Genomic DNA, 26,999 nt, shown 5'->3' with positions numbered 1-26,999 from the left:
GAAAGGGAACTGCGATGACCGGTCTCAAAATCGAAAGACACGCCGCCATCTGCCTGCTCACCATCGACCGCACGGAAACGCGCAACGCCCTCGATGCCGCGACCTCGCATGCGCTCGACGTGGCGATCACGGCGGCCGAGGACGATCCCGAAATCGGCGCCCTGGTCATCACCGGTGCCGGTGACCGTGCCTTCTGCGCCGGAATGGACCTCAAGGAAGCGGCGCAGATCGGCGCGGGCCACGGCCTCGTGCCCGGCCGCGGCTTTGGCGGTGTGACCGAGCGCAAGCGCAGCAAGCCGCTGATCGCCGCGGTCAACGGCACCGCGGTTGCCGGCGGCTTCGAGATCATGATGGCCTGCGACATGGTCTTCGCCGCTGACCATGCCCTGATGGGCCTGAGCGAGGTAAAGCGAGGGCTCTTCGCCTTTGCAGGCGGCATTCAGCGGCTCGCCCGGCAAGTGCCTCGTGCGACCGCGCTGGCGATGATCATGACCGGCGAACTGCTCCCCGCGCGCCGTCTGTACGAATTGGGCATCGTCACCGAAGTGCTCCCCGGCCCCGAATTGCTGGCGCGCACGCTGGCTGTCACAGGCGCCATGCTGGAGAACAGCTGGGAGGCGATCCGCAACGGACGCGAGCTTTACGAACTGGCGAGCGGCATGGACATCGACACAGCGCTTGCCGTGGGCAACGCATGGGGCAAGGCGACGCTTTCGAGCGCCGACAGCCGTGAGGGTGTGGCCGCCTATACCCAAAAGCGAGAGGCCCGGTTTACCCGCGATTGAACCGGAGATGGGCGGGCACAGGCTACTCATCGTCGCCGCAACCCATCGAGCCCCAACATCACAGCATGCTCGCAGATGCGGCGGATCGAGTGGATGCCATTGGGGCGCACCCACAAGTGAAGCGAATTGAGAAAGCCGAGCAGGCACAGCGCTGTCAGCTTGGGATCGAGGTCAGGGCGCAGGGCGCCTTCCTCCTGCCCGCGGACGATCAGCGCCTCGACCCGCAAGCGGTAGTCCCTCTCATCGGCCGCGAATTCCGCCGCGCGCGCCGCGGGCAAGTGCTTGCGCGCTTCGAAAAATCCGGCCGTGAAAATCCTCTCGGTGCAGACGTAGCGTCCATGGGCGACGACGATCGCTTCCAGCCGCTCGATTGCCGGCCCCTCCTCTCGCGCAAGCGCAGAGATCGAGCGCAGGCCCCGATGGTGAGCCTCGCGCATAACGTGAACAAGCAGGTCACTCTTTCCCGAAATGTAGTGATAGAGGCTGCCCTTGAGCATACCCATCCTCTCGGCAATATCGCGCAGCGAAGTGCCGTCGTATCCTTTTTCAGCGAAGAGTTCCGCCGCAACTTCCAGCAATTCCGGCCAGCGCTCGGTGCGGTCCCTGCTCCCGCTCCGGGCTGGCGGATCGACGGTCTCGAGTGACTGATCCATGTCCCGCATCCGCACCTTCTACCTGTTGCCCGCAATTCACCAAACGGTCGTTTGGCTTAAGCTTTAGATGAAACGCCTCTTCACTTCCAGTCACCGTTGACTGTTTGGCTCGCCGCGCGGTCATGAGGCAAGCACCGCTTCGACGAGCGCAAACAATGCTGGCTGTCTCCAAGCCGATTATCGTCTGCGCCCGGAACATGGGTGACCGGGACCGAAGGGCGGAGGGAAAGATGCGCGATTGAGGGCACAGGTCCTGCTGCGCGAGTGTGCCGCGCTCAAACTCGAAGATGCGATTAGGGCGGTTATTGGCTGGTTCACAGTGTTGCGAATGCGGTCGTGCTTCCCGCACCGTATTCTGCCGAACTGGCTCATGACGGATCGGCTGACAGACATGGATTGCCGATTGCTGCAATTGTGCAAGGCTTGGCACTGCCCGGCATGGATTGCGAAATCGCTGCTGCATCCGCAATGACCGAGTATCTTGTCGCAGATGGCCAGCGCCAGATCGGCTTCGTCACCGCCCCCGAGGCTTGCCGGCAGCCGAGGCGCGCCTCAGCGGATTTCTTTCAACTTGTGACAGGCACGCCATTCTTCTCGATCCCAAGTGGATCATCGAAGGCGATTTCTCTTTCGATTCAGGTCACGCTGCCGGCAAGGTCCATTACAAATGAGGCCGTTCACGCCGCATCGAATTTGTCCAGATAATCCGCGAGGACGAGATGACGGGTCTTGCAGCGCTTTTCAAAAAGGCCAACGGCGAGCGAGAGTACTCTCCCTTTCTTCTGCATCGCGCCGATCGAGCCCGGATTATTTATATGGACCGATGAAAAGCATGTGATTGCCTATAGGGTTCGGCGCAAATCTTGGATAGGCTGCCTGTTAACGCTAAATCAAAATCCGGCACCGAGCAGGTCGAGCTTCGACTGCCGCACTTCGCCAATTGAAATGGAAGTCTATGACCAGCAGCACGAACACGCGAAAACGGCGACGCGGACGCAGCGGCCCCACAATTACGGCTGTTGCCGAATTGGCCGGCGTATCGGCAATGACCGTTTCGAATGTGCTCAACAATCGACCTGTAGTGCAGCCTGCGACGCGCGAGGCCGTTCTCAAGGCGGTAAAGACACTCAACTACACTCCGAATTCTGCTGCACGAGCTCTGGCAAGCGCGGCTACGCTGCGCATTGGACTGATACATCACGGCGCTGAGAGCGCGCTTTTGAGCGCAATTCTGGTAGGCACCCTGAGGGCCGTCTCAAGACTGGGCGCACAGCTGGTGATGGATACGTACGATTCGGCCGATCCCATCACGGGAGTTGAGCGCTTTCTCAAGATGGATCTCGATGGCCTGCTGTTGCCGCCTCCGCTGTGCGAGATGGTCAGCGCAGCCGGTCTGCCGGAAAGGTACGACACCAAGATGATTGCCCTCGCCCCTGGCGGCGAGCTGCCCAACATGGATTGCGTGCGTATCGACGACGAACAGGCCACCTATGAGATCACGCGCATCCTGTTGGAAAAGGGGCATCGTCGCATCGGCCTCGTCACTTTGCCGGGCGCTCTCGTCGCAGTTTCCCGTCTGCGCGGATATCTTCGCGCACTCGGAGAGTTCGGCATCGCACCGGACATGAATCTGGTGTGGGAAGCACGACCTACTTTCGATGCAGGGCTGGAACTGGCCGAACGCGTGCTGATCGAAGATCGCGATGCAACTGCCGTCCTTGCCGGCAACGACGATATGGCAGCGGCGTTTGTAAACGTTGCCTTGCGCCAGAACCTGTCGATCCCCGACGATATTTCGATCATCGGATTCGACGATTCGCCGATTGCGGTAAAAATCTGGCCATCATTGACTACCGTCCGCCAGCCCCTTGCGCAGATCGCCGAACAGGCGACTGATCGATTGGTCGATGCCTTGCGAAATCCCAATAGCGCCAACCAGATCTCGGCCAAGGCGATCTATGTCGACTTCGAGGTCATCGAGCGCCTCTCCGTGGGTACTGCCCGGTCGTGAGCCAGAAGAAGCAATCGGCGTCAGATCCGCACTCATCGCCGCACCGAATGTTCCTGCGCACGAGAGTTCTCGGGATACCTGTGCGTTCTTGATCCAGAATCTCGTTGATAGGCTTGACGCCAAGACACACCGGCGAGCGCCGCTCACTGACAACCCAAAGTTGTCTGGCGCAGTTGCAACGGAGTGCGCCTATCGCCTGTTCGACCTTACCACTTGAGCTGTTCGAGGCCACAGAACGCATCGACGGGGCTCACGCCAGTAAACGGTGCTTCGCCAACGAGGCGCCGCGCCGTTTCGCGCTGGACCGATTCAATCGAGCTGTAGGCATTGATACTGGTCTTCATGTGCGGCGCATCGAAGAGATAGTAAGGCTGACCGAAGGAAATCAATGCTGTCGGAATTTCCTGGGCAAACTGCGTCATTGCCTTGCGATTGGTCCCGTGCAGCTTCACGAAATCGAGGTAGATGTGCGCGGCGCTTGGCGTCGCTTCCTGCCCCACGAGGTAGAGCACGAGATCGGTATCCTCGCGTGTCGGCATATTGTCGGGATCATAAGCCCGAACCTCGAAGCCGCGCTGCGTCAATTCCCCGATAATGGGGCCATATCCACGGCCCAATGCGCCATCCCAGAAGCTGAACCCCTCCTCCATGACTGCCACGATGCGACGGTGGCGAATGGGATCAAGCGGCAGGAGATCCTGCACATCCTTGACCAAGGTGATGCTCTGGCCCGAGGCCGCATTGGCCTTCCGGACATCTGCAGACTGCTGCAACCCCGCGCGCATCTGCTCGAGGGGCGCGAGGCGTTCTTCCGGCTCGCGCAAGTGCAGGCCCAGACGAGCCTTAAGCGAGAGAATGCGGGTGATCGCCTCCTCGAGCCGCGCCTCGGATAGCAGGCCCTTGCGCAGCCCATCGATCATCAAACGATAATCCTGCTCGGGTGCACGGCTGAACAGGAACATGTCGCACCCGTTCTCGATCAGGGCCGGAACGGCTTCGGATCGTTCCATCCAGCTCGTAAGGCCGCCCATGCCGGTGGCATCGGATATGATCAGGCCCTTGAAGCCCAACTCTCCGCGCAGCAGTTCCTCGTTCAGCAGGCGTGAAACGCTGGCCGGCTGAAACGCTTCGCGACCGGCATCGGGCATACGCGCACGGATGTATGCCGGGAATGCGATATGGGCCGACATGACCGTCATCACCCCGGCGCGGATCAAGGAGCCGTAGATGCGTCCGTAGAGTTCATGCCATTCCTCGACCGACAGCGGATTGACGCTGGTGACAAGGTGTTGATCGCGCTCATCGAAACCATCGCCCGGCCAATGCTTGAGGCATGCGGCGACGCCTTCCTCCTGCAGGACGCGAGCATAGACACTGGCCTGTGCAAGGACACGATCCGGATCGGAACCGAAAGAGCGGGTACCGACGATCGCGCTGCGAAAGGCGGAATTGATGTCGACCACAGGACCGAACGACCAGTCGTAGCCCAATACCCGGCTCTCGCGTGCGACAAGTCGCGCCACCGCTTCGGTTGTCGCCAGGTCGTCGCAAGCGGCAAGGCCCATGATGTTCGGGACTGCCGTCGCGAAGGGATAGCTGATCGTGCCCCCTTCGATGTCGCCGGTGAAGATCGGCGGCACATTGCTGCTTTCAATGGCGAACATCGTCGCATCGCGAAAGGCAGCGAGATCGGGCCTGGGAAAGCGATTGATGCCACCGGGCTTGAGGGCCAGCAATGGCGCCAGCTCCTCGCGGCTGTCCTGCGAGGTGGAGAACACGAAGAGCTGACCGACTTTTTCCTCGGCGCTCATCGTATCGCGCAGGCGTTCCACCCAGGCCCGGGCGGCATCGTCGATGGTGAGCGGATCGGTGCCCCCCGAAGCAGGCTCAATCATGCGTGCGCGCCCGAAGATCTGGGTTGCGAAGCGCGCTTGAACGGTGCGAAGCGTTCGCGGGCACGCTCAAGCCGGCGACGCATGTCGGCAAGCACTTCGGGATGGCGGTCGGCCTTGCTGTAGTTTTCGGCCGGATCGTCCCTGAGGTCATAAAGCTGCGGATACTTCGGGTCGGTCGGCCGGAAGGCGGCCAGAAAGTAGTCACCCGAGACGAACTTCCAGTGCTGGGTCCGGATCGCGACAGGGTCTTCATTGTCGAACAGGACAAGCTCTTCATGGGGAGACTGCTCCGCGCCGTCGAATATGAGGGAGGAAATGTCCTTTCCATCCAGTTCGACCTCGGGAAGCGGGACACCGGCAAGCGCACAGCAGGTAGGGAGAAAATCGATGGCCATGGCGATCGCATCGCAGTGGCTTGAAGCGGACACGGATCCTGGGCTCCAGGCGATCATCGGCACCTTGCTGGCACCATCGTAACCGCCGCCGCCCTTGCGCTGGCGCAGCGGCCCGCTCGAGCCCTCATACCAGGGGCCATTGTCGGAGGTGAAGAGAACCAGCGTGTCACGCTCGATCCCGAGCTTTCGCAGCAGAGCAAGGATACGACCGACCTTGTCGTCCACTTCTTCCACCGAATCGCCATAGGCTCCCGCGCCGGAACGACCTGCGAACGGTGCAGGCGGGCGGCACGGCAGGTGCGGCGCACTGAGCGCCAGTTCGACGAAAAAGGGCCGCTCCGCGTTCTCGGTGATGAACTGCTCCGCCTCTTCGCAGAAGATCTGCTGAAGCGGAGTGATTTCAGTCGGAACCTGGTGCGCTTCCTTGCCCGCTTCCGCCCGGACCAGAACCAGCGGACTCATGTCATGGCTATAAGGGATGCCGACAAAGCGATCGAACCCATGATGTGTCGGCAGCCAGTCCGGTCCGCGGTGACCCAGATGCCACTTGCCGAACAATCCCGTCGCATATTCTGCAGTCTTGAGCGCGGTGGGAATGGTGACTTCGCTCGTCGGCAGGACGCGGTCGTCATTGTAGAGAATGACCTTGTCGCCAAGGCCCGTGCGCACGGGATAGCGGCCGGTCAGCAGTCCTGCCCGGGAGGGCGTGCACAAGTTTGCCGCCGCATAGAATTGAGAGAACGTGCGCCCTTCGCGCGCCATGCGATCGATGTTGGGCGTCTTGATGCCACGCGCGCCGGTGATGCTCAGATCCCCGTAGCCCAGATCGTCGCACAGGATGACAATGACATTGCGCGGTCTGCGCGCATTCGCTGCCATGGCAGCCGGAGAAGTACACACCGCTGCGGTCGTCATGGCGGTTGCGAGGAAACTGCGTCGGTCCACGGCCTGTACTTTCCCAAAGAGACAAGAGAGCCGGGCGCAAGCGCCCGGCTCTCGGTGCTTTTTAGAAGCGGACGCCGAAGGTGGCGCCGAAGTAACGGCTGGAGTCCTTGTTGTACGTAGCGACCAAATCGTAGGGATTGGCGACGGTCGACATCAACGAGTTATGACCGATGTTGGTCAGGTAATTCGTATCGAACAGATTCTTCACGAATACCGTCAGGTTGTAGCGCTTGTCTGCGGTCGAGACGCCGACCGATGCATCGACAAGCGTATACGCAGGCTGGATAGTCAACGGATCGAGTTCCGAGCTCAGGTATTGCGCACTGGTGAAGTTGACGCCGATCTGAGCGAAGGCATTGAAACGATCACCTTCATAATCGTAGCGCGGGACCACAGAGATGCGCCAATCCGGGCTGGCCTGCAGCGGGCGACCGCGCAGGTTCTGCTGAGGCGTGGCGCCTGCGCTGGTGCGATAGCAGACGTTGATCGGGGTCCCGGTCATGACCGGTGCACCGGCCTGCAGCTGCAGCGCGCAGTTCAGGCCATCGATGTCGATACGCGACTGTGCGTAGGTGACGGCGGCATTGACAGAGAACGAGTCCGAAGGACGCATGGTCGCTTCGATTTCGAAACCACGGGTGCGCGACGAGCCCGCATTGGTGGTCGTGAAACGGATAACGCCTGTGTTCGGGTCCGAACGGTTTGCCTGCACCTGAAGGTTCGAGTAATCCGCCTGGAACAGGGCTGCCGAGATGCTCAGCGTACGGTCAGCGGTGCTGCCCTTGAAGCCGATTTCGTAGGCATTGACGTGTTCAGGCTGGATCGCGTTCTGATTGGCCAGATCGGCTGAGATTTCCATCTCGTAGCCCAAGCCCTTGTAGCCACGGGTATAGGTGCCATAGACCTGCGCATTGCGGCTGAATTCGTACTGCAGGCCGGCCTTGCCGGTCACAGCGGTGTCATGTGCGCTGAAAGTGCCGCTGGTGCTTGCGTTGCCAGGGAACACGTTGTCGCCGGCAACGATCGGAGCAGTGCGAACGCCGCTGTTTGTGCCCTTTTCATACTGCACGCGAATACCGCCGATAGCACGCAGACCACCGACAAGACGGTAGTCGGCCTGACCGAACGCAGCGATGCTGTCCTGCTTCAGGCGGATGCGGCTCTGAGCCGATTGCCACACGATATTCGTGCTGGCGCACGGTTCGCCCACGACGCCAGCGGTGCAACGTGCACGGCGGCGGTCGAACGGACGGTCGATGTCACTGTGCATGTAAAACGCGCCAAGGACGTAGTTGAAGTCCGAGGTACCGTTGTTTGCGATGCGCAGTTCCTGCGACCAGGCACTGAGATCGACGATCCCGTGATTCTGGTTCCAGAGCGTGTAAGGCGCGAAGGACGGGGGGCCCAAGTAGATCGGCGTAGTTGCGTTGATACGGTCGATGGGCTGATTAACCTCCAGATCATACTTCTGGTACGCGGTGATCGAGGTGACCGTCGATCCACCCAGGTCCCAGTTGGCCTGAAGCGAGTATGTCTGCGACTTGCTGTTCGCGTAGGTGTCAGTATCTTCGTTGATCGTGCGGTTCTTGCGCGATGCATCGATCGGCCCGACGACCGACTGCAGAACCGGATTCACAATGGAGATCAACGTCGATGCGCAGCAATCCGAGTCGGTCTTCTTGTATTCACCCGTCAGCAGGAAGGTCAGATTGCTGGTGGCCTCCCATTCCAGCTTGCCGCGCAGACCCCAACTTTTCGAGCCGTTGACCCATTTGCCGGTGCCGATGTTGCGGGTGATGCCCTGGACATCGCTATAGAAGCCGGAAACGCGGGCACGCAGCGTGTCGGTGATCGGGCCCGAAACAGTGCCGCGTGCACGATACTCATTGTGCTCGGCGACAGTAATCTCACCCTTGCCTTCCAGCACGTCGGAGGGACGCGCGGTGGTTATGCTGATCACGCCGGCAGACGCGTTCTTGCCGAACAGGGTGCCCTGCGGGCCCCGCAGAACTTCGATCCGCTCGATGTCGGCGAGCTCCGAGAAGCCCTGTGCCGAGCGTACGGCGACAACGCCGTCCACCACGACGGAAACCGAAGATTCCACACCCTGACCGAACAGCGCCGTACCGACGCCGCGGATTCGGAAGCTTGTGTTGGTTGGGTTTGCGCCCTGCTGGAACGACAGCGAAGGAATGGCAGTGACAAGCGAGTTGGTATCGTTGATCTGGCGCGCGGCAAGCGATTCCGCACTCACCGCAGTGACGGCAAGGGGAACGTCCTGAAGGCGCTCAGTGCGCTTCTGCGCGGTTACGACGATATCGCCCGGCTGAACCTCGTCAGCGGCTTCCTGGGCGAAGGCGGGCGCACTGACAGCCAGAGCTGCGCCCAGCGACAATACAGACACGGCGGACACGCGAATAGCGACTTTCAAAGACATACACTCCCTCCTCATAAACGGTCCGACTACAAGCATGCTGCGCAAGGGCAGACATGTGCGGCGGCTTCGAGTGACTCGATACGTGTAACGCTAAAAGCGCCTTCGACGCCGCGCGTCAACGGAATAATTTTAACGCTAATATATAGCGGCAGAATTGTTGCTGAAATATCACAGGCAGGCTTTTGCCCGCGCGCGCAGGGACTGAGCGGTATAACCCCGGGAATTGGATCCGTACCCTGCTCACTTTCAGTTGCGCATGATTGACACTGACAAGGACTGCACTTTTAGCGTTAAACTAGGTGCGGCCTGTCGCCTTGCGCCTGGGCTTGGATGATGTGCCCCCTTCCCCCGACTCCTATTGATGAGCCAGTTTGGTTCGGGAACGATCCACACGAAAGAGCCGTTACTTCGGAGATCTTCACAGTCGGGCTCGATCTGGGGAAGAAAGTGTTCAAGGCGCACAGGGTCGAGGTTAGCCCTAATGCTGTTGAGAATGGATTGGCCCGCGCCTTTTCTCGATGATCGCATGTGATGCCGGAGGCGGATTTGGAAGGAGCGGTCCGATCGCTATTGTTATCCTTGTTGTCGATCTGGCCGAGAACTCTCGCAGCATGGTAGCCATCGATGCGGCGGACACGGTTGCTGTGCGTCGATCCTTGCAGCGCCAGACTCTCAATGATCTTTTTGCCAAGATGCCGGCATGACCAAGGAAGCCAGTTTCTCCCCCGTGAGCAGCGCACCCTTTTCCTTCCCTCCAATGGCCCGGCGCTCAATGGTCGTGGCGGCGCTGTCAACGGCGGTGGAGTGGTACGACTTCACGCTCTACCTCTACTTCGCGACGGTACTGGCCCGCGTGTTCTTCGGCGCCGGCGCGAGCTCGATGACCGAGACGCTGGGCGGATTTGCAGTGGCCTACCTCATGCGCCCCTTAGGCGCTCTGGTATTCGGCCACCTTGGCGACCGGTTCGGGCGGCGCGTTGCAATGCTGGGCTCGATGGCGATGATGACAGCGGCGATGGCGGCAACCGCCCTGCTGCCGACACATGCACAGGCCGGGCCTCTCGCGGGCGTCCTGCTGATCGCGCTACGCTGCCTCATGTCGTTCTCGGTTGGCGGAGAGTACACAGGCGTCGTCGCCTACCTGCTGGAAGGCGCCACCCAAGAACGACGCGGGCTGGTTACCAGCTGTGCTTCGGCGGCCAGCGAGATCGGCGCCTTGACCGCGGCGGGAGCGGCGGCGCTGACGGTATGCGTCATACCTGAAACCGCACTCGTCAGCTGGGGCTGGCGCCTACCCTTCCTGTTCGGCGCGGCGCTGGCAGGCGTGGTGCTGATCGCTCGTGCCACGCTGGAGGAAACACCCGAATTCACCCGCCAGCAACGCACGGGGAAAGTGCCCCGGCGGCCGATCCGCCAGACGCTGGCGCGCCAGCGCATCGCCATAAGCCGCGGCTTTGCGATTTCGGCGCTGGGATCGATCACCTATTATGTGGGCATTACGTATGTGCCGGTCTTTCTCGATGCCACCGGCACCATGCCCGAAGCGCGTGCATTGTCGATCTCGACGCTCGCGGCGCTGACGGTAATCCTGGTGACGCCGCTAACCGGGCTCCTTTCCGACCGGTTCGGCCGCCGCCCGGTTCTGCTGGCTCTGGCGCTCGGCGGTATCGCGCTGCCGACCAGCCTGTTCGCGGCAATGACCAGCGGCGGTGTGGCGACGTGGGCGGGCGCCTTCATCATGGCAGCGCTGGGCGGCGCAGTAAGCGCGGTAGGCGCGGTAAGCACGGCCGAACAGTTCCCCGGCGAGGGTCGCCTCAGCGGCCTCGCACTCGGCGCGACGACGGCGACCGCCCTGTTCGGCGGCCTAACTCCGCTCGTTGCCCATCTTATCGTGACGCAAAGTGGCTGGGCGGGCGCGCCGGGAGCCATGATCGCCCTGGTAGCTCTCTGCGTGTTCGCAGTATTCTGGCAGATGCCCGAAACGGCGCCAGCGAGAACCGAAGCCTGAGATCCATTCGAAGCGTCACAAGGAATGCTTTCCCACCCCTTCTCACAACTTTGGCAATCGCCAGCGGCCCGACCACAAGTGCCTGGATGAGAGGTCGGCGGCATGAAGGAACGGCTACGTTCGCGCGCAAGATCGATTGCGCCGCGCCGTATCATTTCATGTATCATCGAAGCGGATCAATTGGGAGCTGTTGAATCCATGCTCGAAGAATTTGGGCCGTCCCTCTATTGCGTCGACGGACCGGACGTATCGTTCTTTGGCTTCCCCTATCCGACACGCATGGCTGCCGTGCGGCTTTCGAACGGCAAGATCTGGATCTGGTCGCCCATCGCGCTGACGGATGGACTGGCCAGCGCCGTCGAAGCGATCGGGCCGGTGAGCTACATTGTTTCACCCAACAAGCTTCATCACTTGTTCCTTCAGCAATGGGCCGAACGATGGCCGGATGCCCGGCTCTTTGCGCCGCCCGGTCTGGCGCGCAAGAGGCCCGAGATGCGCTTCGATGATGAATTGGCCGATCTCCCACCCCCGTGCTGGGCGGCGGACATCGATCAGGTGATCTTTCGTGGCTCATTCGCGATGGAAGAAGTTGTCTTCTTTCATCGGCCATCGAGCACCGCGATAGTCTGCGATCTGATCCAGCGGTTCCAGCCCCCATACCTGCGAGGCTTCAAGGGCCTGCTGATGAAACTCGACGGTTTGGCCGGCGAACATGGGAGCACGCCGCGCGAATGGCGGGCGAGCTTTCTGCGGCGAAAGCCGGCCCGCGCCGCGCGTCGCAAGCTCCTCGGTTGGCAGCCGCAACAATTACTGATTGCGCATGGGAAATGCGAGAAAGCCAACGCCGCAAAAGTCCTCGAAGATGCATTGAGCTGGATCTAGGCTGCGCCCTGGAAACGGTCAGCCGCAAATGGACCCCTGGCCGGGATTACCTGCCTCAAGCCGCTTCCCGGGTTAGCGCGGTTCGACGCCAGCTCGCCGGTGCTGAGCCGTAGGCCTTCTTGAAGGCGCGCGAGAATGCGGCCTCGGAATCGTAACCGACCGACAAGGCGATCTGCGCCAGGGACGCGGAAGAATTGCGCAGCTCCTGTGCCGCAATCTGCATGCGCCAATGGTAGAGATACTGGATGGGCGGCTGGCCCAGCGACCGCACGAACCTGTCTGCCAGTGCCGAGCGGGAGAGGCCGACTTCATGGGCTAGGTCGTCGATCGTCCATGCCCGCGCCACATCGCCGTGAAACAAAGAGAGTGCACGCGCGACGAAGGCATCGCGCAAGCCGGCGAGCCAGCCGGTCTGACCTTCGGGAAGAGTTTCCGCATAGCGTCGAATCGTATCCACGAACAGAAGCTCTGACAGCTTGGCGAGGACGGCTTCCGACCCCGGCCGGCCGCCAGCCACCTCATTGGCTGCGAACTGGAAAGTGGATCGAATCCACTCCGCTCCTCCGGCCTCGTCTATGTTGAGGACCAGCAATGACGGCAGAGTGGAGAGGACCGGATTGGTCCGGGCGCCATCGCACCCCAGAAACCCGCAGACGATTTTTACAGGCCGGCCGCCACCGCCATGACTTATGGAGAACAGGCCTGAGTCTCCCGGCGGCTTGATCAGGTCGCTGGCGAGAATTGGCGTACAAGAGAACTCGCTTGCGAGAAGGTGCACGTCATTGTGCGGCACCACGACGACTTCGCCGGCCTGCAACCGGTGCACTTTTGATGGCTCGCGTTCAGTCCGCACGAAACACTCGCCATCGACGACATAATGGTAGGGAATCAGATGCTCGGCCGGTTGCATGAACGGCAGGCACAGTTGCGGCGTCATCTGTGACGCGATGCACCAAGGCGCGGTGAAATTGGCGTGCAGAAACACTCCGCCTTTCAGCCGCGCCACACGCAAAACGTCGGAAAGCGGATCCATCGCACTCTCCTGAAGAAGGGCCGGCGTATCGATCATTTTTCCCGGCGAGCCGATCATAGATCGCAAGGGGGCTTGGGCGCAAAACAAACCTGTGTTCGGAACCGCGGCATCGGTCGGCACCTGCCAGACACCAGAGGCACCTATGCTCCAATTCTGCCGCGAAACGAACAGCGAATGACAAGAAAAAAGCACCGCGCACGCGGGCAAGGCAGCGATCGCGCTGCCAATGGCAAAGGAGCAGCGAGAATGAACGCCGTTACCGAAATCACGCGACCCAATCGCTACCAGCGATGCATCAGCGCTTCCAAGCGCGTGCGCTGGGATATTGACCAAGACGTCATCCGGAACCGCAGGTTTGCGAGGGTGGAGAAATTCCTGCCTGACGGGCTGTCCCTGATCGATGAATTCAAATCACTTTCCCACGCCGAGAAGCGCCTAGTCAGCCAGATCCAGGGCCGGACCTATGCGAATGTATTCGGGCTGGTCGAGCGTTACATCAACGCCAAGATCCTTGAGCTGAGCCAGGATTACTGGCTTGGCGATCAGACGGCGCTAGAGGCCCTCATCCGCTTCAGCGACGAGGAGCTCAAGCATCAGGCCCTGTTCCGGCGGATCGACGCCATGATCGGCGATGTCCTGCCGAAAGGCTATCGCTTCGATATCGATCCCGACGAAGTGGCGGGCGCGGTTCTTGGCAAGAGCACATGGGCCGTCCTGATGCTGACGCTCGACATCGAATTGTTCACGCAAGCCCATTACCGGCAGAGCATCGATTTCGACGCTGAAGTCTCGCCGCTGTTCAGGGACGTGTTCCTCTACCACTGGAAGGAGGAAAGCCAGCACGCGATCCTCGACGAACTCGAACTGCAGCGGCACGACGCTTCGATCTGCGCCGAGGAGCGGGACCGCGGCGTCGACGACTTCATCGCCTTGATCGGCGCCGTCGACGCAATCCTGCAGACGCAATCCGCTTGCGATGCCGCGTACTTCGCGAACGTTTGCGGGCGAATGGTCGATCGCGGCGAAGCCGCCGCAATCGAGGCTGCTTTCCTCAAGGCCTATCGCTGGCAGTACATCCATTCCGGCGCGCAGCACCCGCACTTCGGCGAAGTACTGACCGGGATGGTCACCGAAGTCCAGATGAGCCGCATCGGCGACATGATCGCAAGCCTCGCCTGAAAGACAAAACCCCAGGAAAGAAGAAGGAGACGTATGATGACCAGCGCAACCGAAATGACGAAGCCGGAAATCGTGAACGGCATCAATGTGGACGAACTCAAGGCTCTCGTGGGCGGCGTGGCCGCAGACCCTGAAAGTGGGGCAACCAGCTGGCGCGTATCGACGCAGTGGCAGGGGCAGACCCACTCTCGAAGCAAGATCGACGGCTTTGGCCTTGCCGGCGAGCACATCGCCCGCCCCTTCACCATCGACATCGATGAACCGTGCGAGCTTGGCGGCTCAAACCGGTTTGCCAATCCACAGGAACACCTGCTTGCGGCCCTCAATGCCTGCATGACGGTGGGCTACGTCGCGCAATGCGCCATTCGCGGCATTGAGCTCGAAAGTCTTGAGATCGAAACCACCGGCGACATCGACCTGCGCGGTTTCCTCGGCCTCGATCCGGCAGTGGCCCCCGGTTACGAGGCCCTGTCCTACACGGTTCGGATCAAGGGCAACGCCACCCCTGCGCAGTTCGAAGAAGTCCACGCTGCGGTAATGGCGACCTCGCCCAACTTCCATAACATTTCAAAGCCGATCGGCCTCGATCCGAAGCTGGTCGTTGGTTGAGACCATTGCCTGCCCCCCGGCCAGGTCGAACCCGCCCGGGGGGCAATAATCGGGAGACGGACCGTGCCCAGGTACAATCTCACATGGTGGTTCTGGTTGGCCACCGACCTGATCCTGGCCAACTACCTGTTCGTCGACCGCAGTTTCATCAGAGGCCTGTTCACGCTGAGTCTGGTTCGGTTGCTCAACTCCGGCAGGACCATCGGGCTCAGACTCGGAATCCCAGGCACAAGCAGCGCCCCGTTATCTTTCACCGCATTATCAAGGTGAACGTGAAACGGATTCATGGCAGTCTCGTGCAACCGGGTTGGCAAGAGGAGAGGCCAGATGGAACTCAAGAACCAGACAGATCATATCGCGCTGCTGTCGCTGACGATGGTCGGTTTGCTCATCAAGCGGCTCGACGAGCTCGACCAGCTCGATGAACCGACCCGAAAGCACCTTCACAAGCTGATCGATGGCGTTCGCCGCCATGCCGACAACCATGGCATTGGTGAGCTGAAAGTGCTCTTCGACAATATCGACAAGTCATTGAGCACCTGAATCTAGCGGCGCGGCACTCCGCCTCATGGCTTCAGTCTTTGCGCCGCTTGCGGCAGTGCCGGAGAGGCGGGCAATCCCACGCCTCCCGGCCCCCGGCGTTCCGTACAGTTTTCTGGCGCCGCTTCGAGATCGGTCGGCGCGGGCGAAAATTGGGCCCGCATCTTGGCCATACGGCTGGCCTGGCAGCGACAGTCATCGAACACTTCGCGGCGCATCACCACGAACCGGTCCTTCAACTGCGCGGTGATCTGCTCTTTGCCCTACTTGCCGCAGAGATTGTGATCCTCGTTTGGGTCGGTCATAAAACTCTACCTGCGCGAGGGGCTACCTTCAGGATATCACTTCAATGCAGCGCTACACGGTGCAAGCCAGGTGCGGCTTTCGCGGCGAGCTACTGTGCGATGCCTAATCCATATTCCGCACCTGCCGCGCGCCTTGTCTCGCCGTCAATTCGCCAAACGATCGTTTGGCTTTAGTTCGCGCTAAAAGGCCAATCCAATTCCAATCACTGTTGACTGTTTAGCTGTACGCGCGGTAATGAGACAAGCATCACTTCGACGAAATCAAACATTCTTGTCTGTTTTTGATTCGGTCGATGCCTGCACCCGGAGCATTGAAGACCGGGGCCGGAGGGAGAAAGAAGAGATGCTCGATTCGGTGACAGATCAAAGGCCCGAGAACGACCATGCGCGCATGGAGTACGAACGGGACCGCAAGGCACCGCCCGAAGGTTTTCCCAAGCTACCCGACATTCCCGGCAGCCGCTACACCGATGCCGAGTTCCTGCAGCTCGAAAAGGAGATGATGTGGGACCGGGCATGGCTATACGCCGGCCATGTCGATCAGTTGCCCAATCCCGGCTCCTGGTTCCTCTCCCGCAATTCCGGCGCGCCGATCATCGTGGCGCGCAATCTCGCCGGGGAAATCAAGGCCTTCTACAATACCTGCCAGCATCGCGGCGCCCCCTTGGTGACCGAGGAATCGGGTGAAGGCCGCGGCTTCGTTTGCGGCTACCACGGCTGGAGCTACACTCTCGACGGCAAGCTGACGGCGGTTCGCGACAAGCGCGACTTCGTCGATCTCGACTTCTCCTGCCGATCGCTCGTACCGGTACGCTGCGAACTGCTGGGATCGCTGATCTTCATCAACAAGGATCCGGATGCCCAGCCGCTGATCGAGCATATCGGTCCGATGGCAGCGCAGCTCGAACAGTACCAGCTCGATAAGCTGCGCCTCGTCGACAGCCGCAGCTACGAGGTGGACTGCAACGTCAAGGTCCTGCTCGATGCCTTCCTCGAAGTTTATCACCTCAAGTCGATCCACATCGACACCGTCGATCGATTCCTTGACCACCGCGCGATGATCGTGAGCCTCTGGCCCAACGGCCACAGCCGCATGGCCACGCCCAACCGCCGGCCAGACTGGGTCGATCCCGGTACAGTAGGCATGCCGGAAATTCCGACAATCGGCGAGTTCCCCGCCAAGAACAACGTCAGCTACCAGATCTATCCCAACTTCGTGATGCCTCCGGCACCGACCGGCATCCCGATCCTGCAGTTCTGGCCGCTGGGACCGAAGCGCTCTCGCGTCGTCTCGAGCTGGCTGGCCCCGGATCACGATCCGGAGAACCCCCACCCGCTCTGGACCACGCGCCTCAACAACTGGGAACGGATCCTCTATGAGGACTTGCAGTACGCGCCGCAGATCCAGGAATCGTTGGAAAGCCCCGGCTTCAGGGGCATGCCGCTCAATTACCAGGAACGGCGCATCTACCATTGGCACGAGGAACTTGACCGGCGCATCGGCCTCAACCGGGTCCCCGAACATGCCCGCGTCGAACAGGTGCTGGAGCCCTGGGTCCAGAAGGACTGACCCACCGCCCCGTATTCGACGATACCATTGAACGACAAAAGACAATCGGGAGAGAGCATGGCAGATCTGGCAGGCAAGGTTGCCGTGGTGATCGGCGCAGCGAACCGCGACAACATGGCGCAGGTCATCGCCCGGCGGCTTGCCCACGATGGCGCGCGAGTCGTCGTCGCGGGCAGGAAGGCCGAGGAGCTCGATCGGCTCGCGGCTGAAATCGGCGGCCATGCAGTTGCCGATTGCGATCTCACCAGCGAAGAAGACCTTGCCCGACTGGCGCAGGAGGCGGTCGACACATTCGGCGGCATCGACATCGCCGTCAACGCCACCGGCTGGGGGCTTCTCAAACCCTTCCTCGATACGACCAAGGCCGAGATCGAACGCATGGCAGCGCTGCAGTTCACCGGCGCGGTCCTGTTCTACCAGGCGATGCTGCGCGCCATGCGCGAGGGCGGCTCCCTGATCCAGATCTCCTCGGCCACGGCCTCGATCATGCTGGAAGATCATGCTGCATACATGGGCACCAAGGCCGGGGCGGATCACGTGATCCGCTGCGTCGCCAACGAGTTCGGCCATCGCGGCATTCGCGCCAATTCGGTGGCCCCCGGCTTCACCGTCACGCCGATGACCGGCAAGGCCGCGCAGAATCCGGGGATCATCGAGAGTTTCACCAAGGAATATCCGCTGGGCCGGGTCGGCACGAGCGAGGACATCGCCGAAGCCGTCGCCTGGCTCGCCAGCGATGCCTGCTTCATGACCGGACAGGTGCTGCAGGTAAACGGCGGCCTCACCCTGCGCCGCAATCCTACCAATGCCGAAATCGTCAGTGCGGTGAAGGCAGCGCGGGCCTCGGCATGATCCGCGGCGTCCATCACCTCGCGATCTCGACACCGGATCTCGAGCGCTTCATCGACCACTATCGCCGCTGGTTCGGGTTCGAACGGGTCGGCGAAGGCGGCTGGGAACGGGGCAATGCGCGCATCGACACGATGGTCGGGCTGGAGAACAGTGCAGCGCGCTATGCCATGATCCGGCTGGGGAACCTGCATATCGAAGTGTTCGAATACGCCAGCAACGATCCCCGCGAGGTATACCCGCGCATGTGCGATCACGGCATTACGCACCTATGCCTCTACTGCGACGACGTCTTTGCCGAATACGAACGTCTGAAGGGCATGGGCATGACATTCAACTGCCCACCAGGAGGGTCCGGCATGACCCGGGCAACTTATGGAAGGGACTGCGACGGCAATGTCGTGGAGCTCCTGCAGATCGTCGATCCCGACTGCACCTTCGCCTTCGAAAAGCAATGCGCGACCTGCTAGGCTTCGACGATCCGGCCGGCACGCAAGGCTCCGCCTGCCGCCCTGCCTCGCCGAATGAAGCGCAACCGAAAGGGCCGCCTGAAGTGTCTGCCGCCAATTGCTTCCCGGACGATCCCGAAATCGAACGTGAACTGGCCTATGCGTTCGAGAGAACCGGTGAGGACCGGTTTCGCGTTGCTCCGGTGCCGAGCGGCCTGCTGCGGCTCTTTGGGGGGATGGTGGTTTCCCAGTGCCTTGCCGCGGCGCGGCTGACTGTAGAGACAGGCAAGGAGGCGCACAGCCTGCATGGCTATTTCTACAAGCCGGGCCAGGTCGACCTCGCCAATGACTTCGCCGTGACGCGGGAAATGGACGGGCGCAGCTTTTCCAGCCGGCTCGTGCGAATGACACAGAATGGCGAACCGCTCATGAATCTCATGGTTTCGTTCAAGGCACCCGAACCGTCCGCTTCGCACGCCGTGACGATGCCCGGCGTGCCACCACCCGAGGCCCTGCCCCGTATCAGCGATCTGGTCGAGGATTTCGGCCCTGCCCTGCCCGAACGCCACCGCCCCTTCTGGCAACGCCGCCAGCAGGTCGAATGGCGCCCGGTCGAGCCCTTCCCTTTCGACAACCGGGAAGTCCTGCCGGCAACGCGCCATTTCTGGTTCCGCATAAACGGACAAATCGGCGATGAACTCCATGTCCACCAGCGCCTGCTTGCCTATGCTTCGGACCTGCACATCTTCCATACCGGACTTGGCCCGATGGCACTGGGCTGGGCCAACGATTACCTGCAGACCGCCAGCCTCGATCATGCGATCTGGTTCCACCAGCCGTTCCGTATCGACGAATGGCTGCTCTATGCGCTCGACAGTCCAGCTGCGAGCAATGCCCTTGCGCTGGGTCGCGGCAATGTGTTCAAGCGCGACGGCACGCTCGTCGCCACCGTCAGCCAGCAGGGCCTGGCACGCATTCTCGACGGAAAAAGGGAGGGCAAGCTGTGAGTGCCGATAAATTCAGGCCGCGCGAACCCTATCGCACCTTCGAAGACCTTTCCCTCGGTGAAAGGCGCAAGTCGCGCTCGCGCACGGTAACGCAGGAGGAAATCCTCGAATTCGCCCGGTCCTTCGATCCGCAATGGTTCCACACCGACCCTGAAAGCGCGAAGCACTCGGTCTTCGGACAAGTGGTGGCCAGCGGCATTCATGTCCTCGCCCTGTGGCGCCAGCTCGATCACGAGATCAACTGGGACATCGATTTCGTGTGCGGCGTGGGCTGGGACGAATTGCGCCTCAAGCGCGCCATCCGTGCCGGCGACACGATCCACGTGACCAGCGAGATCGTCTCGCTCGAACCTTCCAGGTCACGCGCCGACCGCGGGACCGCCAGGACGCGCTATGCCGTGGTGCTGGAGGACGGGACCGAGGCCGTGACCTTCACCAGTATCAATCTGGTCTATACCCGCGATGGCCGTCAGCGGATGGTGGGCACCGCGCAGTAGTCCGCGCGATGCCCGCTCACCCCCTCATGGATCAACGCCGCTGATCGAAACGGCGGCCGAGCATGGCCCCGGCAATATTGACCTTCTGAATGTCGATGGCGCCGCCGGCGATACCCCAACCCCAGGAATCGCGCAGGCGGCGCTCCATCGGGAAATCCTTGGAATATCCGTATGCGCCCATCAGCTGCATGGCATCGCCTGTCACCTCGCGGGCAATGGTATTCGCAAAGCACTTGCCGGTGGAGCTGTGCAGCACCGAGGGCAGACCGTCTTCGGCCTGCGAAGCGGCACGCCAGATCAGCAGGCGGGCGGCCTCGACCTTCATCTGCATTTCGGCCAGCTTGAGCTGCACGGCCTGGAACTCGGCGATCGGCTTGCCGAACTGCTTGCGCTCCTGGACGTATTCGCACACGTCCTCCAGCGCACCCGAGGCCTGGGCCAGCGACATTGTCGCATTGCCGCAGCGTTCGAGATCGAAAGCCTCCATCAGCTTCTTGAAACCGCCGGCAGGCACGATGACGTTGTCCAGAGGGATCTCGCAATCGTCAAAGTTCAGGTCCGACGAGGGGATACCGCGAAAGCCCATGAGCTGCTCGTTGGGACCGAAGGACAGTCCCGGCGTGCCCTTCTCGACAAGCACCGCACCGATGCCCTTGGCGCCCGGATCGTCTGACAGGCGGCAGTAGACGACATAGGCATCGGCGTGGCCACCACCCGAGCACCAGCGTTTGGTTCCGTTGATCACGACCTTGTCTTCCCGGACGACACCCTTGGTCTTCAGATCCGTAAGCGCGCTTCCGGCGTCGGGCTCGGACATCGAGACAGCGACGACCATGTCGCCGCTGCACACGGCGGGGACGACGCGCTTGCGCAGCGCATCCGAACCGAAATGCTCGATGGCGCGGACGGGCCCTACCGAGGATTCGAAGATCGGGAAGCCGACCGCCGAAGAAATCTTGCCGAATTCCTCCAGTACGATCAGCGCCTCGATATTGCCGAGGCCAAGTCCGCCCAGGTCGCTGGACACGTTGATGCCCAGAAAACCCAGCTCGGCATAACGCTTGACCAGCTCGCGGCTGGGCGGTCGGTTTTCCCGTTCGAGTTGGGCGGCGATGGCCGGCAGTTCCGCGCGGGCGAATTCGCGCGCGACTTCCTGCAACTGCAACTGGTCGTCTGTCAGCGTGAAGTTCATAATCGGATCACTTTCAGAGCAGGTGAGGCTGTTCGATCAGGTCTGCCAGCGCAGCCATGAAACGGCCGCCGTCGGCGCCGTCGATGGCGCGGTGATCGCACGAGACCGATAGGTTGAGGACTGGCACGATACGGATGGCACCGCCATCGTCGATCGGTTCGGGACGCGCCGTGCCGACCGCAAGGATCGCACCTTGCGGCGGGTTGATGATGGCATCGAACTGCTCGACGCCAAAACCGCCCAGATTCGATAGCGAAAAGCTGCCTCCGGTAAATTCCTCCGGCTTCAACTTGCCGCTGCGTGCCTTCTGGGCAAGCCCCTTCATCGCCGCGCTGATCTGTGCGACCGACATGTCATCGGCATTGAACATGATGGGCGTGACAAGGCCCTTCTCGGTCGCCACGGCAACCGAAATGTCGGCGGCAGCATAGCGATGGATGTCGTTGCCATGGACCTGGATATTGACCGCCGGCACTTCCAGCAGCGCCAGCGCACAGGCCCTGATCAGGTAGTCGTTGACACTCGGCCTTTCGCCTTCGAGCCCGGCGCGAAGGGCAAGCAACCGGTCTGCACGGACCCGGCGGCGCACGTAGAAATGCGGGATCTGCTGCTTGGATTCGCTCAGACGCCGCGCGATGGTCCGCCGCATCGACGACATCGGCGCGACGTCGAACCGGTCACCGGCAGACGAAACGGCAGACGGCCGCGATTGCGGCTGGGGCTCAGCCTGCTGTGCAGGTTCCGCTAATGGTGGTGCGGGCTTGGGCATGGCGGCCAGCACGTCTGCCTTGCGGACCCGCCCGCGCGGCCCCGATCCTGCAAGGGAAGCAAGATCGACACCTTCATTCGCGGCGATCCGCCGGGCGACCGGCGTTGCGTAGACATCGGCGTGGGGCGTCGGTGGCAAAACGCCGACAAGCTCAGGCTGCGCTTCGGGCCTTGCGGCCTGATGGACGTCCTGCGCGAAGATCTTCCCTTCCCGGCCCGAGCCGGAAATGGCGGTCACATCGACGCCCAGCCGCTCGGCTTCCTCGCGCGCCCTGGCGGTGATGGCAATTCCCTCCGGCACGATGATGCCTCGGGCAGGCGCGGCTTCCTCGCGCCCCGGCGCCGGAGCTGGCGCTGCGACACCCTCGTCATCCGGTCCGAAGCCGGACTCCGAAGGAGTGAAGCCTGCGATCAGCGCGTCGATTTCCGTCGCCGTCGCCTCGCCGCCATCGGAAAGAACGGCGAGCAACGCGCCGACCGGATACGTCTGGCCCGGCTCGGCCAGGATCCGCACGAAGCGCCCCTCGCGCTCGGCTTCGACCTCGTTGGTGATCTTGTCGGTCTCGATGAGCGTGAGGACCGTGCCGCGGGTGAATGGCTCGTTCTCGGCCACCATCCATTCGGCAATCGTACCTTCTGCCATCTCGATGCCCCACTTGGGCATGGTGAAAGGCGTTAGTTTTGCCATGACCGGCCCTCCTAGCGGAATGCGAGGACGCGGCGCACGGCATCCTCGATGTTCTGCGGCGAAGGCACCCAGGCACGCTCGAGGTTGCGCGCGAACGGGATCGGGCTGTGCGGTGCGGTGACCATCGCCGGCGGCGCCTTGAGGCTGGTGAAGGCCCGTTCGGACACCATCGCGGCAATATCGGCGGCCAGACTGCAGCGCGGTGGGCTCTCGTCGACCACGACCAGACGCCCGGTCTGTTCCACCGATTCCAGGATCGCGTCCTCGTCCAGCGGGCTGGTCGTGCGCAAATCGAGCAGGTCCATGCCGATCCCGTCGGCGCCCAGCTTGTCGGCCGCCTTTTCCGAGAAGCTCACCATGCGCCCGCAGGCAACCACGGTCACGTCACCGCCCTCGCGCACGACGCGCGCCTCGCCGAAGCGCTGGCGAAAGTCACCTTCGGGCACTTCGCCCTTCACGCCGTAAAGCGTCTTGTGCTCGAAAAACATGACCGGATCGTCACCGCGCAACGCTTCGGTCAGCAGGCCCTTGGCATCGGCCGGCGTGGTCGGCAGGACGACCTTTAGGCCCGGCATCGAGGTCAACATCGCGTAGACCGACTGGCTGTGCTGCGCCGCCGTCTGCATGCCGGCGCCATAGACCAGCCGTACGACCGCCGGGCACCTGGTCTTGCCCCCGAACATGTAGCGGAACTTGGCCATCTGGTTCCAGATCTGGTCGAGGCTGACGCCGACAAAGTCAGCGAACATCAGTTCGGCAACCGGCCGCTTGCCCGAAAGCGCTGCGCCTGCCGCCGCGCCGATGATCGCGCTTTCCGAAATCGGCGTATCGATCACGCGTTCGGGGCCGAATTTCTCCCAGAGCCCCGGGCTCGTACCCCAGATACCGCCGATCGCTTCGGGACCGCCTGCAGTCCCATTGCCGCCCACCACGTCCTCGCCCAGAACGATGATGTCCTCGTCGCGCTCCATTTCAGAGTGGAGCGTGCTGACGATCGCCTCGCGAATATTCATGACTGCCATGGCAAGGCTCCCTCAGTAGTATTCGACGTAGACGTCGTCTGCGACGCCTGCGGGATCGGGCATGTCATCGGCCCGGGCCTCGGCCACGGCCTCGTCGATCAGTGCATCGACTTCGCTGTCGATGGCGTCGAGCTCGTCCGCCGAAAGCAGCGCAGCCTCGGTGACCCGGGCGCGAAAGGCCTTGAGGCAGTCGCGCTCATCACGCAGGCGATCGAGTTCGCCCGGGCCGCGATAGCGCTGGGGATCGCCCTCGAAATGGCCATAGAAGCGCTCGGTATCGAGCTCGATGGCCGCCGGACCGTTGCCCGCCCGGACATATTCGAGCAGCTGCGCAAAAGTCGCATAGGTATCGAAGTAGTCGCAGCCATTGGCCCGCCACGCCTTCATTCCGAAACCCTCGGCACGACTGGCGATGTCGTTCGACGTACCAACCGCATAGGCATCGCCAGTATGCTCGGAATAGTGGTTGTTCTCGAAGACGAAGATCGCCGGGACCTTGGTGACGACGGCAAGGTTCATCGCCTCGAAGGTGGTACCCTGGTTGCAGGCGCCGTCGCCCGAGAAGGCGATCCCGACGCGCCCCTTGCCCTGCAGCCGCGCTGCGATCGCCGCACCGACCGCCTGCGGTGCGCCGCCGCCGACGATGCCGTTTGCACCCAACATGCCCACTTCAAGGTCGGCAATGTGCATCGACCCGCCCCGGCCCTTGCAAAGCCCTCCGGCCTTTCCGTAGATCTCCTTCATCATTCCCTTCACGTCGCAGCCCTTGGCGATGCAGTGGCCGTGGCCGCGGTGGGTCGAGACGATCTTGTCATCCACGGTGAGCTGATCGCAGATGCCAACGGCAACCGCTTCCTGCCCAGCATAGAGATGGGTGAAGCCCGCGATCTCGCCGGTCTTGATCTCGTCGTGCAGGCGTTCCTCGAACGCGCGGATCGTCTTCATCCGGCGATATGCACCGAGCAGTTCGTCGCGATTGAATTGCATGCCCTCTCCCCGGCAAATGCGTGTGGCTAGATATCGCCCGGCTGTTTCTGGCCGGGCCCGTAGATGTAGTCGTCGAGTGCGGAGTGGAAGTGCCGGATCCGCAGTTCCTGGTCTCCGATCCAGAGACCGGGAAAATGATCCGACTGCATGCCCAGCTGTACCGTCGGCAGATTGAAGGCATCCTGGTCGAGCACCTGGCCGATGGTCTTGTCGCCGTGCCGGAAGCGCTGGTGGCGCACGCGCTCGGGCCATTCCTCGCCCTCGGGAACGATCTCGAACATCCAGATGTCGTAATACATCTTGTTCGGATCGCTCGCGTGTGGGCGCTGACGGAACAACATGATGTCGTCGGCATGCACGTTGACCGAGATGTTCGGAAATATCAGGTAGTGATAGTCGTCGGTCAGCTGGTCGTCATTGAGCTCGGAGTAGTCCTTGCCCTGCTCGGCCCCGTGCTCACGCTTGAACAACTGGACGTCACGGCGGATATCGCTGACGCGGCCTTCATATTCGGCCGGGTCCATGCCGGCATTGACCATGATCTCATGGATGGCCGGCGGAATCTGACTGGGCATGGCCACGCGCGGACTGATCGCCGCGAACGGGATCAGATAGCGACTGTGCTTGCCGTAGCAGTCGATCTGGACGTTGATGTCGTCGAGATACCACTGCAGCTGCGGGTGGATGCCCTGCACGTGATAGGTCTCGTTGAAGGCATCGACCGAGGTCTTCCAGTTGCAGTCCCATTCCACGGTAATGTCGCGCTTCCACGCCATGCGTTCGGGATGATAGGGCTCCAGGTGCTGGCGCATCGGTGCGATGAAATCATCGAAGGGCTCCACCTCGGTATCGAGCGAGAACCACACGAAGCTGTTCCACTCGACACAGGGCAGCGACGTGGCCGCCATGCCCGGAGGACCACCCTGGAAGAAAGTGCACATGTCCGGAATATGCTCGAGCCTGCCGTCGAGACCGTAAGTCCAGTGGTGGTACATGCACTTGAAGTTCTCGGCATTGCCACGCCCTTCGGGCCGCAGGCGATTGCCGCGATGCAGGCAGACATTGGGAAAGCACCGCACCGATCCGTCGATCTGGCGCACGATCAGCACCGATTCCTTGCCGATGTCGGTGCAGATGTAGTCGCCCGGTTCCCTGATATCGTCCGAGCGGCCGCCCAGAAGCCAGACCTTGGTCCAGACCCGCTCCCACTCGAGCTTCATGAACTCGGGTGAATAGTAACGCTCAGCCGGGATCAGCTCGGTGCCCAGTTCGGGGTCGGGAGCCTTCTCGACAGGCGTTCCGTTGCCGGTGGTCTCCGGGTCGACACGCGGCACATCGACGACGCGTCTCACGTCCATCGCTGCCGCGTCCCATCCCATGACATGCCGTTTCATCAGAAGTGTGTCCGGTTGGTATAGCCCCCGTCGACCACGAGGTGCGATCCGTTGCACCAGCTCGCAGCCTCGCTGGCCAGGAAGACGATGGCCTTGGCCACTTCGTCGGGCCGTCCGAGGCGCCCCATCGGCTGCTGGCGAAGCTGAGCCTTGTAGAATTTCTCCATTGTGCCCTTGATCATGTCCCAATTGCCGCCTTCGAACTCGATCGGTCCGGGCGAGACGACATTGACGCGAATGCCGTCCTTGCCATGGAACAGCGCAAGCTGCTTGCCCCAGGTGACCAGGCTGGCCTTGAGAGCGTTGTAGGGCTGCGGCCCGCCCATGGCCTCGAGCACGGAAGTCGTCGCGATCAGGACGATCGAGCCCTTACCTTGCTCTGTCATCGTCGGCACGACGCCTTCGACCGCACGCACGGCGCCCATCAGGTCCAGCTCGAAGGCATTGTACCAGTACTTCTCGGTACCCATGCCCCCGCCGGCGGAGGTAAATGGCACAAGGATATCGACGCCGTCCAGTTCCTCGATGGCCCATTCGATCCAGGCCTTGTACTCATCGGGCTGCTTGGCATTTGCCGGCCTGCCGACCACGCGGGTGCCATACTTGCTCAGCTCGGCGACGGCGTCCTTGACGCTGTCTTCGCTACGCGCGGTCAGCGCGATGTCGCAGCCTTCACGCGCAAGAACTTCCGCCACGGCATAGCCGATACCACGCGCTGCACCTACGAGGATAGCCTTCTTGCCTGCCAGTCCCAGATCCATCTCACCTCGTCCTTGTCGTTACCGGATCACAGCGCTTCTTCGCTGCGAATGCCATGCATTCTCGTCCCCAGTCTAAGAGACTCCCCCCGGCCCGCGCAATAAAAAAGACAGTCACGACTGCTTTTTTATGAATCCGCG

24 protein-coding genes are annotated in these 26,999 nt (G+C 61.9%); 13 read left to right on the top strand and 11 right to left on the bottom strand.

Annotation, left to right across the window (positions count from 1 at the left end; genetic code table 11):
* The first annotated feature begins 14 nt into the window (after window positions 1-14).
* Window positions 15-785: an enoyl-CoA hydratase/isomerase family protein gene (locus PP1Y_RS03575; RefSeq protein WP_013836729.1), complete on the top strand. Its 771-nt coding sequence runs from the start codon at window positions 15-17 to the stop codon at window positions 783-785.
* 26 nt (window positions 786-811) lie between these two features.
* On the opposite strand, the gene PP1Y_RS03570 is transcribed toward PP1Y_RS03575, so the two are convergent.
* Window positions 812-1,438, bottom strand: coding sequence for a TetR/AcrR family transcriptional regulator (locus PP1Y_RS03570; RefSeq protein ID WP_013836728.1), 627 nt, complete (start codon window positions 1,436-1,438; stop codon window positions 812-814).
* Window positions 1,439-1,834: 396 nt separating this feature from the next.
* On the opposite strand from PP1Y_RS03570, the gene PP1Y_RS03565 reads away from it, so the two are divergent.
* The gene (locus PP1Y_RS03565) at window positions 1,835-2,143 is read left to right on the top strand and encodes a hypothetical protein (protein WP_148274814.1); all 309 of its coding nucleotides are present in this window, start codon (window positions 1,835-1,837) and stop codon (window positions 2,141-2,143) included.
* Window positions 2,144-2,483: 340 nt separating this feature from the next.
* Window positions 2,484-3,449, top strand: coding sequence for a LacI family DNA-binding transcriptional regulator (locus PP1Y_RS03560; protein ID WP_232512228.1), 966 nt, complete (start codon window positions 2,484-2,486; stop codon window positions 3,447-3,449).
* A gap of 206 nt (window positions 3,450-3,655) precedes the next feature.
* Here the strand turns inward: PP1Y_RS03560 and PP1Y_RS03555 are convergent, their stop codons facing one another.
* The 3 genes from PP1Y_RS03555 to PP1Y_RS03545 form a co-directional block, all read right to left on the bottom strand.
* Window positions 3,656-5,344, bottom strand: a complete 1,689-nt coding sequence (locus tag PP1Y_RS03555) for a glycoside hydrolase family 3 protein (RefSeq protein ID WP_013836725.1) — start codon at window positions 5,342-5,344, stop codon at window positions 3,656-3,658.
* Window positions 5,341-6,684 (bottom strand): sulfatase, encoded by a 1,344-nt coding sequence (locus PP1Y_RS03550; RefSeq protein WP_148274813.1) that lies wholly within the window; start codon window positions 6,682-6,684, stop codon window positions 5,341-5,343. The genes PP1Y_RS03555 and PP1Y_RS03550 overlap by 4 nt, the downstream gene beginning before the upstream one ends.
* Before the next feature lie 61 nt (window positions 6,685-6,745).
* Window positions 6,746-9,121 (bottom strand): TonB-dependent receptor, encoded by a 2,376-nt coding sequence (locus PP1Y_RS03545; protein WP_013836723.1) that lies wholly within the window; start codon window positions 9,119-9,121, stop codon window positions 6,746-6,748.
* A 700-nt stretch (window positions 9,122-9,821) separates the two neighbouring features.
* Between PP1Y_RS03545 and PP1Y_RS03535 the strand changes: the two genes are divergently transcribed.
* Window positions 9,822-11,129 carry an MFS transporter gene (locus tag PP1Y_RS03535; protein ID WP_173364713.1) on the top strand — a complete coding sequence of 436 codons (1,308 nt, stop codon included), beginning with the start codon at window positions 9,822-9,824 and terminating at the stop codon, window positions 11,127-11,129.
* Window positions 11,130-11,231: 102 nt separating this feature from the next.
* Window positions 11,232-12,011 carry a DUF4336 domain-containing protein gene (locus PP1Y_RS03530; RefSeq protein WP_148274812.1) on the top strand — a complete coding sequence of 260 codons (780 nt, stop codon included), beginning with the start codon at window positions 11,232-11,234 and terminating at the stop codon, window positions 12,009-12,011.
* Between the two features lie 55 nt (window positions 12,012-12,066).
* Here the strand turns inward: PP1Y_RS03530 and PP1Y_RS03525 are convergent, their stop codons facing one another.
* Window positions 12,067-13,080 carry an AraC family transcriptional regulator gene (locus tag PP1Y_RS03525; protein ID WP_232512357.1) on the bottom strand — a complete coding sequence of 338 codons (1,014 nt, stop codon included), beginning with the start codon at window positions 13,078-13,080 and terminating at the stop codon, window positions 12,067-12,069.
* A 210-nt stretch (window positions 13,081-13,290) separates the two neighbouring features.
* On the opposite strand from PP1Y_RS03525, the gene PP1Y_RS03520 reads away from it, so the two are divergent.
* The 8 genes from PP1Y_RS03520 (at window position 13,291) to PP1Y_RS03485 (ending at window position 20,049) form a co-directional block, all read left to right on the top strand.
* Complete coding sequence (locus PP1Y_RS03520) at window positions 13,291-14,223, top strand: hypothetical protein (protein ID WP_013836719.1); 933 nt, start codon at window positions 13,291-13,293, stop codon at window positions 14,221-14,223.
* Window positions 14,224-14,259: 36 nt separating this feature from the next.
* Window positions 14,260-14,832: an OsmC family protein gene (locus PP1Y_RS03515; RefSeq protein WP_013836718.1), complete on the top strand. Its 573-nt coding sequence runs from the start codon at window positions 14,260-14,262 to the stop codon at window positions 14,830-14,832.
* A gap of 327 nt (window positions 14,833-15,159) precedes the next feature.
* A complete protein-coding gene (locus tag PP1Y_RS03510) occupies window positions 15,160-15,375 on the top strand; it encodes a hypothetical protein (protein ID WP_041558315.1) in 216 nt (71 codons plus the stop codon).
* A 645-nt stretch (window positions 15,376-16,020) separates the two neighbouring features.
* Entirely contained in the window at window positions 16,021-17,247 is a 1,227-nt protein-coding gene (locus tag PP1Y_RS03505) for an aromatic ring-hydroxylating dioxygenase subunit alpha (RefSeq protein ID WP_013836717.1), read from the top strand.
* 57 nt (window positions 17,248-17,304) lie between these two features.
* On the top strand, window positions 17,305-18,099 hold the full coding sequence (locus PP1Y_RS03500) for an SDR family oxidoreductase (RefSeq protein ID WP_013836716.1): 795 nt from the start codon (window positions 17,305-17,307) through the stop codon (window positions 18,097-18,099).
* Window positions 18,096-18,566: a VOC family protein gene (locus tag PP1Y_RS03495; protein WP_013836715.1), complete on the top strand. Its 471-nt coding sequence runs from the start codon at window positions 18,096-18,098 to the stop codon at window positions 18,564-18,566. Before PP1Y_RS03500 ends, PP1Y_RS03495 begins: the two co-directional genes overlap by 4 nt.
* Window positions 18,551-19,552 carry an acyl-CoA thioesterase II gene (locus PP1Y_RS03490; protein ID WP_013836714.1) on the top strand — a complete coding sequence of 334 codons (1,002 nt, stop codon included), beginning with the start codon at window positions 18,551-18,553 and terminating at the stop codon, window positions 19,550-19,552. Before PP1Y_RS03495 ends, PP1Y_RS03490 begins: the two co-directional genes overlap by 16 nt.
* Window positions 19,549-20,049 (top strand): MaoC/PaaZ C-terminal domain-containing protein, encoded by a 501-nt coding sequence (locus PP1Y_RS03485; protein WP_013836713.1) that lies wholly within the window; start codon window positions 19,549-19,551, stop codon window positions 20,047-20,049. Before PP1Y_RS03490 ends, PP1Y_RS03485 begins: the two co-directional genes overlap by 4 nt.
* A gap of 31 nt (window positions 20,050-20,080) precedes the next feature.
* On the opposite strand, the gene PP1Y_RS03480 is transcribed toward PP1Y_RS03485, so the two are convergent.
* From PP1Y_RS03480 to PP1Y_RS03455, 6 genes are read right to left on the bottom strand one after another with little or no spacing between them, the layout of a single operon-like run.
* The gene (locus PP1Y_RS03480; RefSeq protein ID WP_013836712.1) at window positions 20,081-21,241 is read right to left on the bottom strand and encodes an acyl-CoA dehydrogenase family protein; all 1,161 of its coding nucleotides are present in this window, start codon (window positions 21,239-21,241) and stop codon (window positions 20,081-20,083) included.
* Window positions 21,242-21,254: 13 nt separating this feature from the next.
* Window positions 21,255-22,697 carry a dihydrolipoamide acetyltransferase family protein gene (locus tag PP1Y_RS03475; RefSeq protein ID WP_013836711.1) on the bottom strand — a complete coding sequence of 481 codons (1,443 nt, stop codon included), beginning with the start codon at window positions 22,695-22,697 and terminating at the stop codon, window positions 21,255-21,257.
* An 11-nt stretch (window positions 22,698-22,708) separates the two neighbouring features.
* Window positions 22,709-23,719 (bottom strand): alpha-ketoacid dehydrogenase subunit beta, encoded by a 1,011-nt coding sequence (locus PP1Y_RS03470; protein ID WP_013836710.1) that lies wholly within the window; start codon window positions 23,717-23,719, stop codon window positions 22,709-22,711.
* Window positions 23,720-23,731: 12 nt separating this feature from the next.
* Window positions 23,732-24,706 (bottom strand): thiamine pyrophosphate-dependent dehydrogenase E1 component subunit alpha, encoded by a 975-nt coding sequence (locus PP1Y_RS03465; protein WP_013836709.1) that lies wholly within the window; start codon window positions 24,704-24,706, stop codon window positions 23,732-23,734.
* Between the two features lie 26 nt (window positions 24,707-24,732).
* Window positions 24,733-26,100 (bottom strand): SRPBCC family protein, encoded by a 1,368-nt coding sequence (locus tag PP1Y_RS03460; protein ID WP_232512353.1) that lies wholly within the window; start codon window positions 26,098-26,100, stop codon window positions 24,733-24,735.
* Window positions 26,100-26,861: an SDR family NAD(P)-dependent oxidoreductase gene (locus PP1Y_RS03455; protein ID WP_013836707.1), complete on the bottom strand. Its 762-nt coding sequence runs from the start codon at window positions 26,859-26,861 to the stop codon at window positions 26,100-26,102. The genes PP1Y_RS03460 and PP1Y_RS03455 overlap by 1 nt, the downstream gene beginning before the upstream one ends.
* Between the last annotated feature and the right edge of the window lie 138 nt (window positions 26,862-26,999).

The organism is Novosphingobium sp. PP1Y (assembly GCF_000253255.1).
Taxonomy (GTDB): domain Bacteria; phylum Pseudomonadota; class Alphaproteobacteria; order Sphingomonadales; family Sphingomonadaceae; genus Novosphingobium.
The sequence above is the reverse complement of the archived record's forward strand: the minus strand, read 5'-3'. Positions and strand labels throughout refer to the sequence as shown.

Coding starts and splice junctions, on each gene's coding strand:
- PP1Y_RS03575 (WP_013836729.1), top strand. CDS start 15: ATGACCGGTCTCAAAATCGAAAGACACGCCGCCATCTGCCTGCTCACC.
- PP1Y_RS03570 (WP_013836728.1), bottom strand. CDS start 1,438: ATGGATCAGTCACTCGAGACCGTCGATCCGCCAGCCCGGAGCGGGAGC.
- PP1Y_RS03560 (WP_232512228.1), top strand. CDS start 2,484: ATGACCGTTTCGAATGTGCTCAACAATCGACCTGTAGTGCAGCCTGCG.
- PP1Y_RS03555 (WP_013836725.1), bottom strand. CDS start 5,344: ATGATTGAGCCTGCTTCGGGGGGCACCGATCCGCTCACCATCGACGAT.
- PP1Y_RS03545 (WP_013836723.1), bottom strand. CDS start 9,121: ATGTCTTTGAAAGTCGCTATTCGCGTGTCCGCCGTGTCTGTATTGTCG.
- PP1Y_RS03535 (WP_173364713.1), top strand. CDS start 9,822: ATGACCAAGGAAGCCAGTTTCTCCCCCGTGAGCAGCGCACCCTTTTCC.
- PP1Y_RS03530 (WP_148274812.1), top strand. CDS start 11,232: ATGAAGGAACGGCTACGTTCGCGCGCAAGATCGATTGCGCCGCGCCGT.
- PP1Y_RS03525 (WP_232512357.1), bottom strand. CDS start 13,080: ATGATCGATACGCCGGCCCTTCTTCAGGAGAGTGCGATGGATCCGCTT.
- PP1Y_RS03520 (WP_013836719.1), top strand. CDS start 13,291: ATGAACGCCGTTACCGAAATCACGCGACCCAATCGCTACCAGCGATGC.
- PP1Y_RS03515 (WP_013836718.1), top strand. CDS start 14,260: ATGACCAGCGCAACCGAAATGACGAAGCCGGAAATCGTGAACGGCATC.
- PP1Y_RS03510 (WP_041558315.1), top strand. CDS start 15,160: ATGGAACTCAAGAACCAGACAGATCATATCGCGCTGCTGTCGCTGACG.
- PP1Y_RS03505 (WP_013836717.1), top strand. CDS start 16,021: ATGCTCGATTCGGTGACAGATCAAAGGCCCGAGAACGACCATGCGCGC.
- PP1Y_RS03500 (WP_013836716.1), top strand. CDS start 17,305: ATGGCAGATCTGGCAGGCAAGGTTGCCGTGGTGATCGGCGCAGCGAAC.
- PP1Y_RS03495 (WP_013836715.1), top strand. CDS start 18,096: ATGATCCGCGGCGTCCATCACCTCGCGATCTCGACACCGGATCTCGAG.
- PP1Y_RS03490 (WP_013836714.1), top strand. CDS start 18,551: ATGCGCGACCTGCTAGGCTTCGACGATCCGGCCGGCACGCAAGGCTCC.
- PP1Y_RS03480 (WP_013836712.1), bottom strand. CDS start 21,241: ATGAACTTCACGCTGACAGACGACCAGTTGCAGTTGCAGGAAGTCGCG.
- PP1Y_RS03475 (WP_013836711.1), bottom strand. CDS start 22,697: ATGGCAAAACTAACGCCTTTCACCATGCCCAAGTGGGGCATCGAGATG.
- PP1Y_RS03470 (WP_013836710.1), bottom strand. CDS start 23,719: ATGGCAGTCATGAATATTCGCGAGGCGATCGTCAGCACGCTCCACTCT.
- PP1Y_RS03465 (WP_013836709.1), bottom strand. CDS start 24,706: ATGCAATTCAATCGCGACGAACTGCTCGGTGCATATCGCCGGATGAAG.
- PP1Y_RS03460 (WP_232512353.1), bottom strand. CDS start 26,100: ATGAAACGGCATGTCATGGGATGGGACGCGGCAGCGATGGACGTGAGA.
- PP1Y_RS03455 (WP_013836707.1), bottom strand. CDS start 26,861: ATGGATCTGGGACTGGCAGGCAAGAAGGCTATCCTCGTAGGTGCAGCG.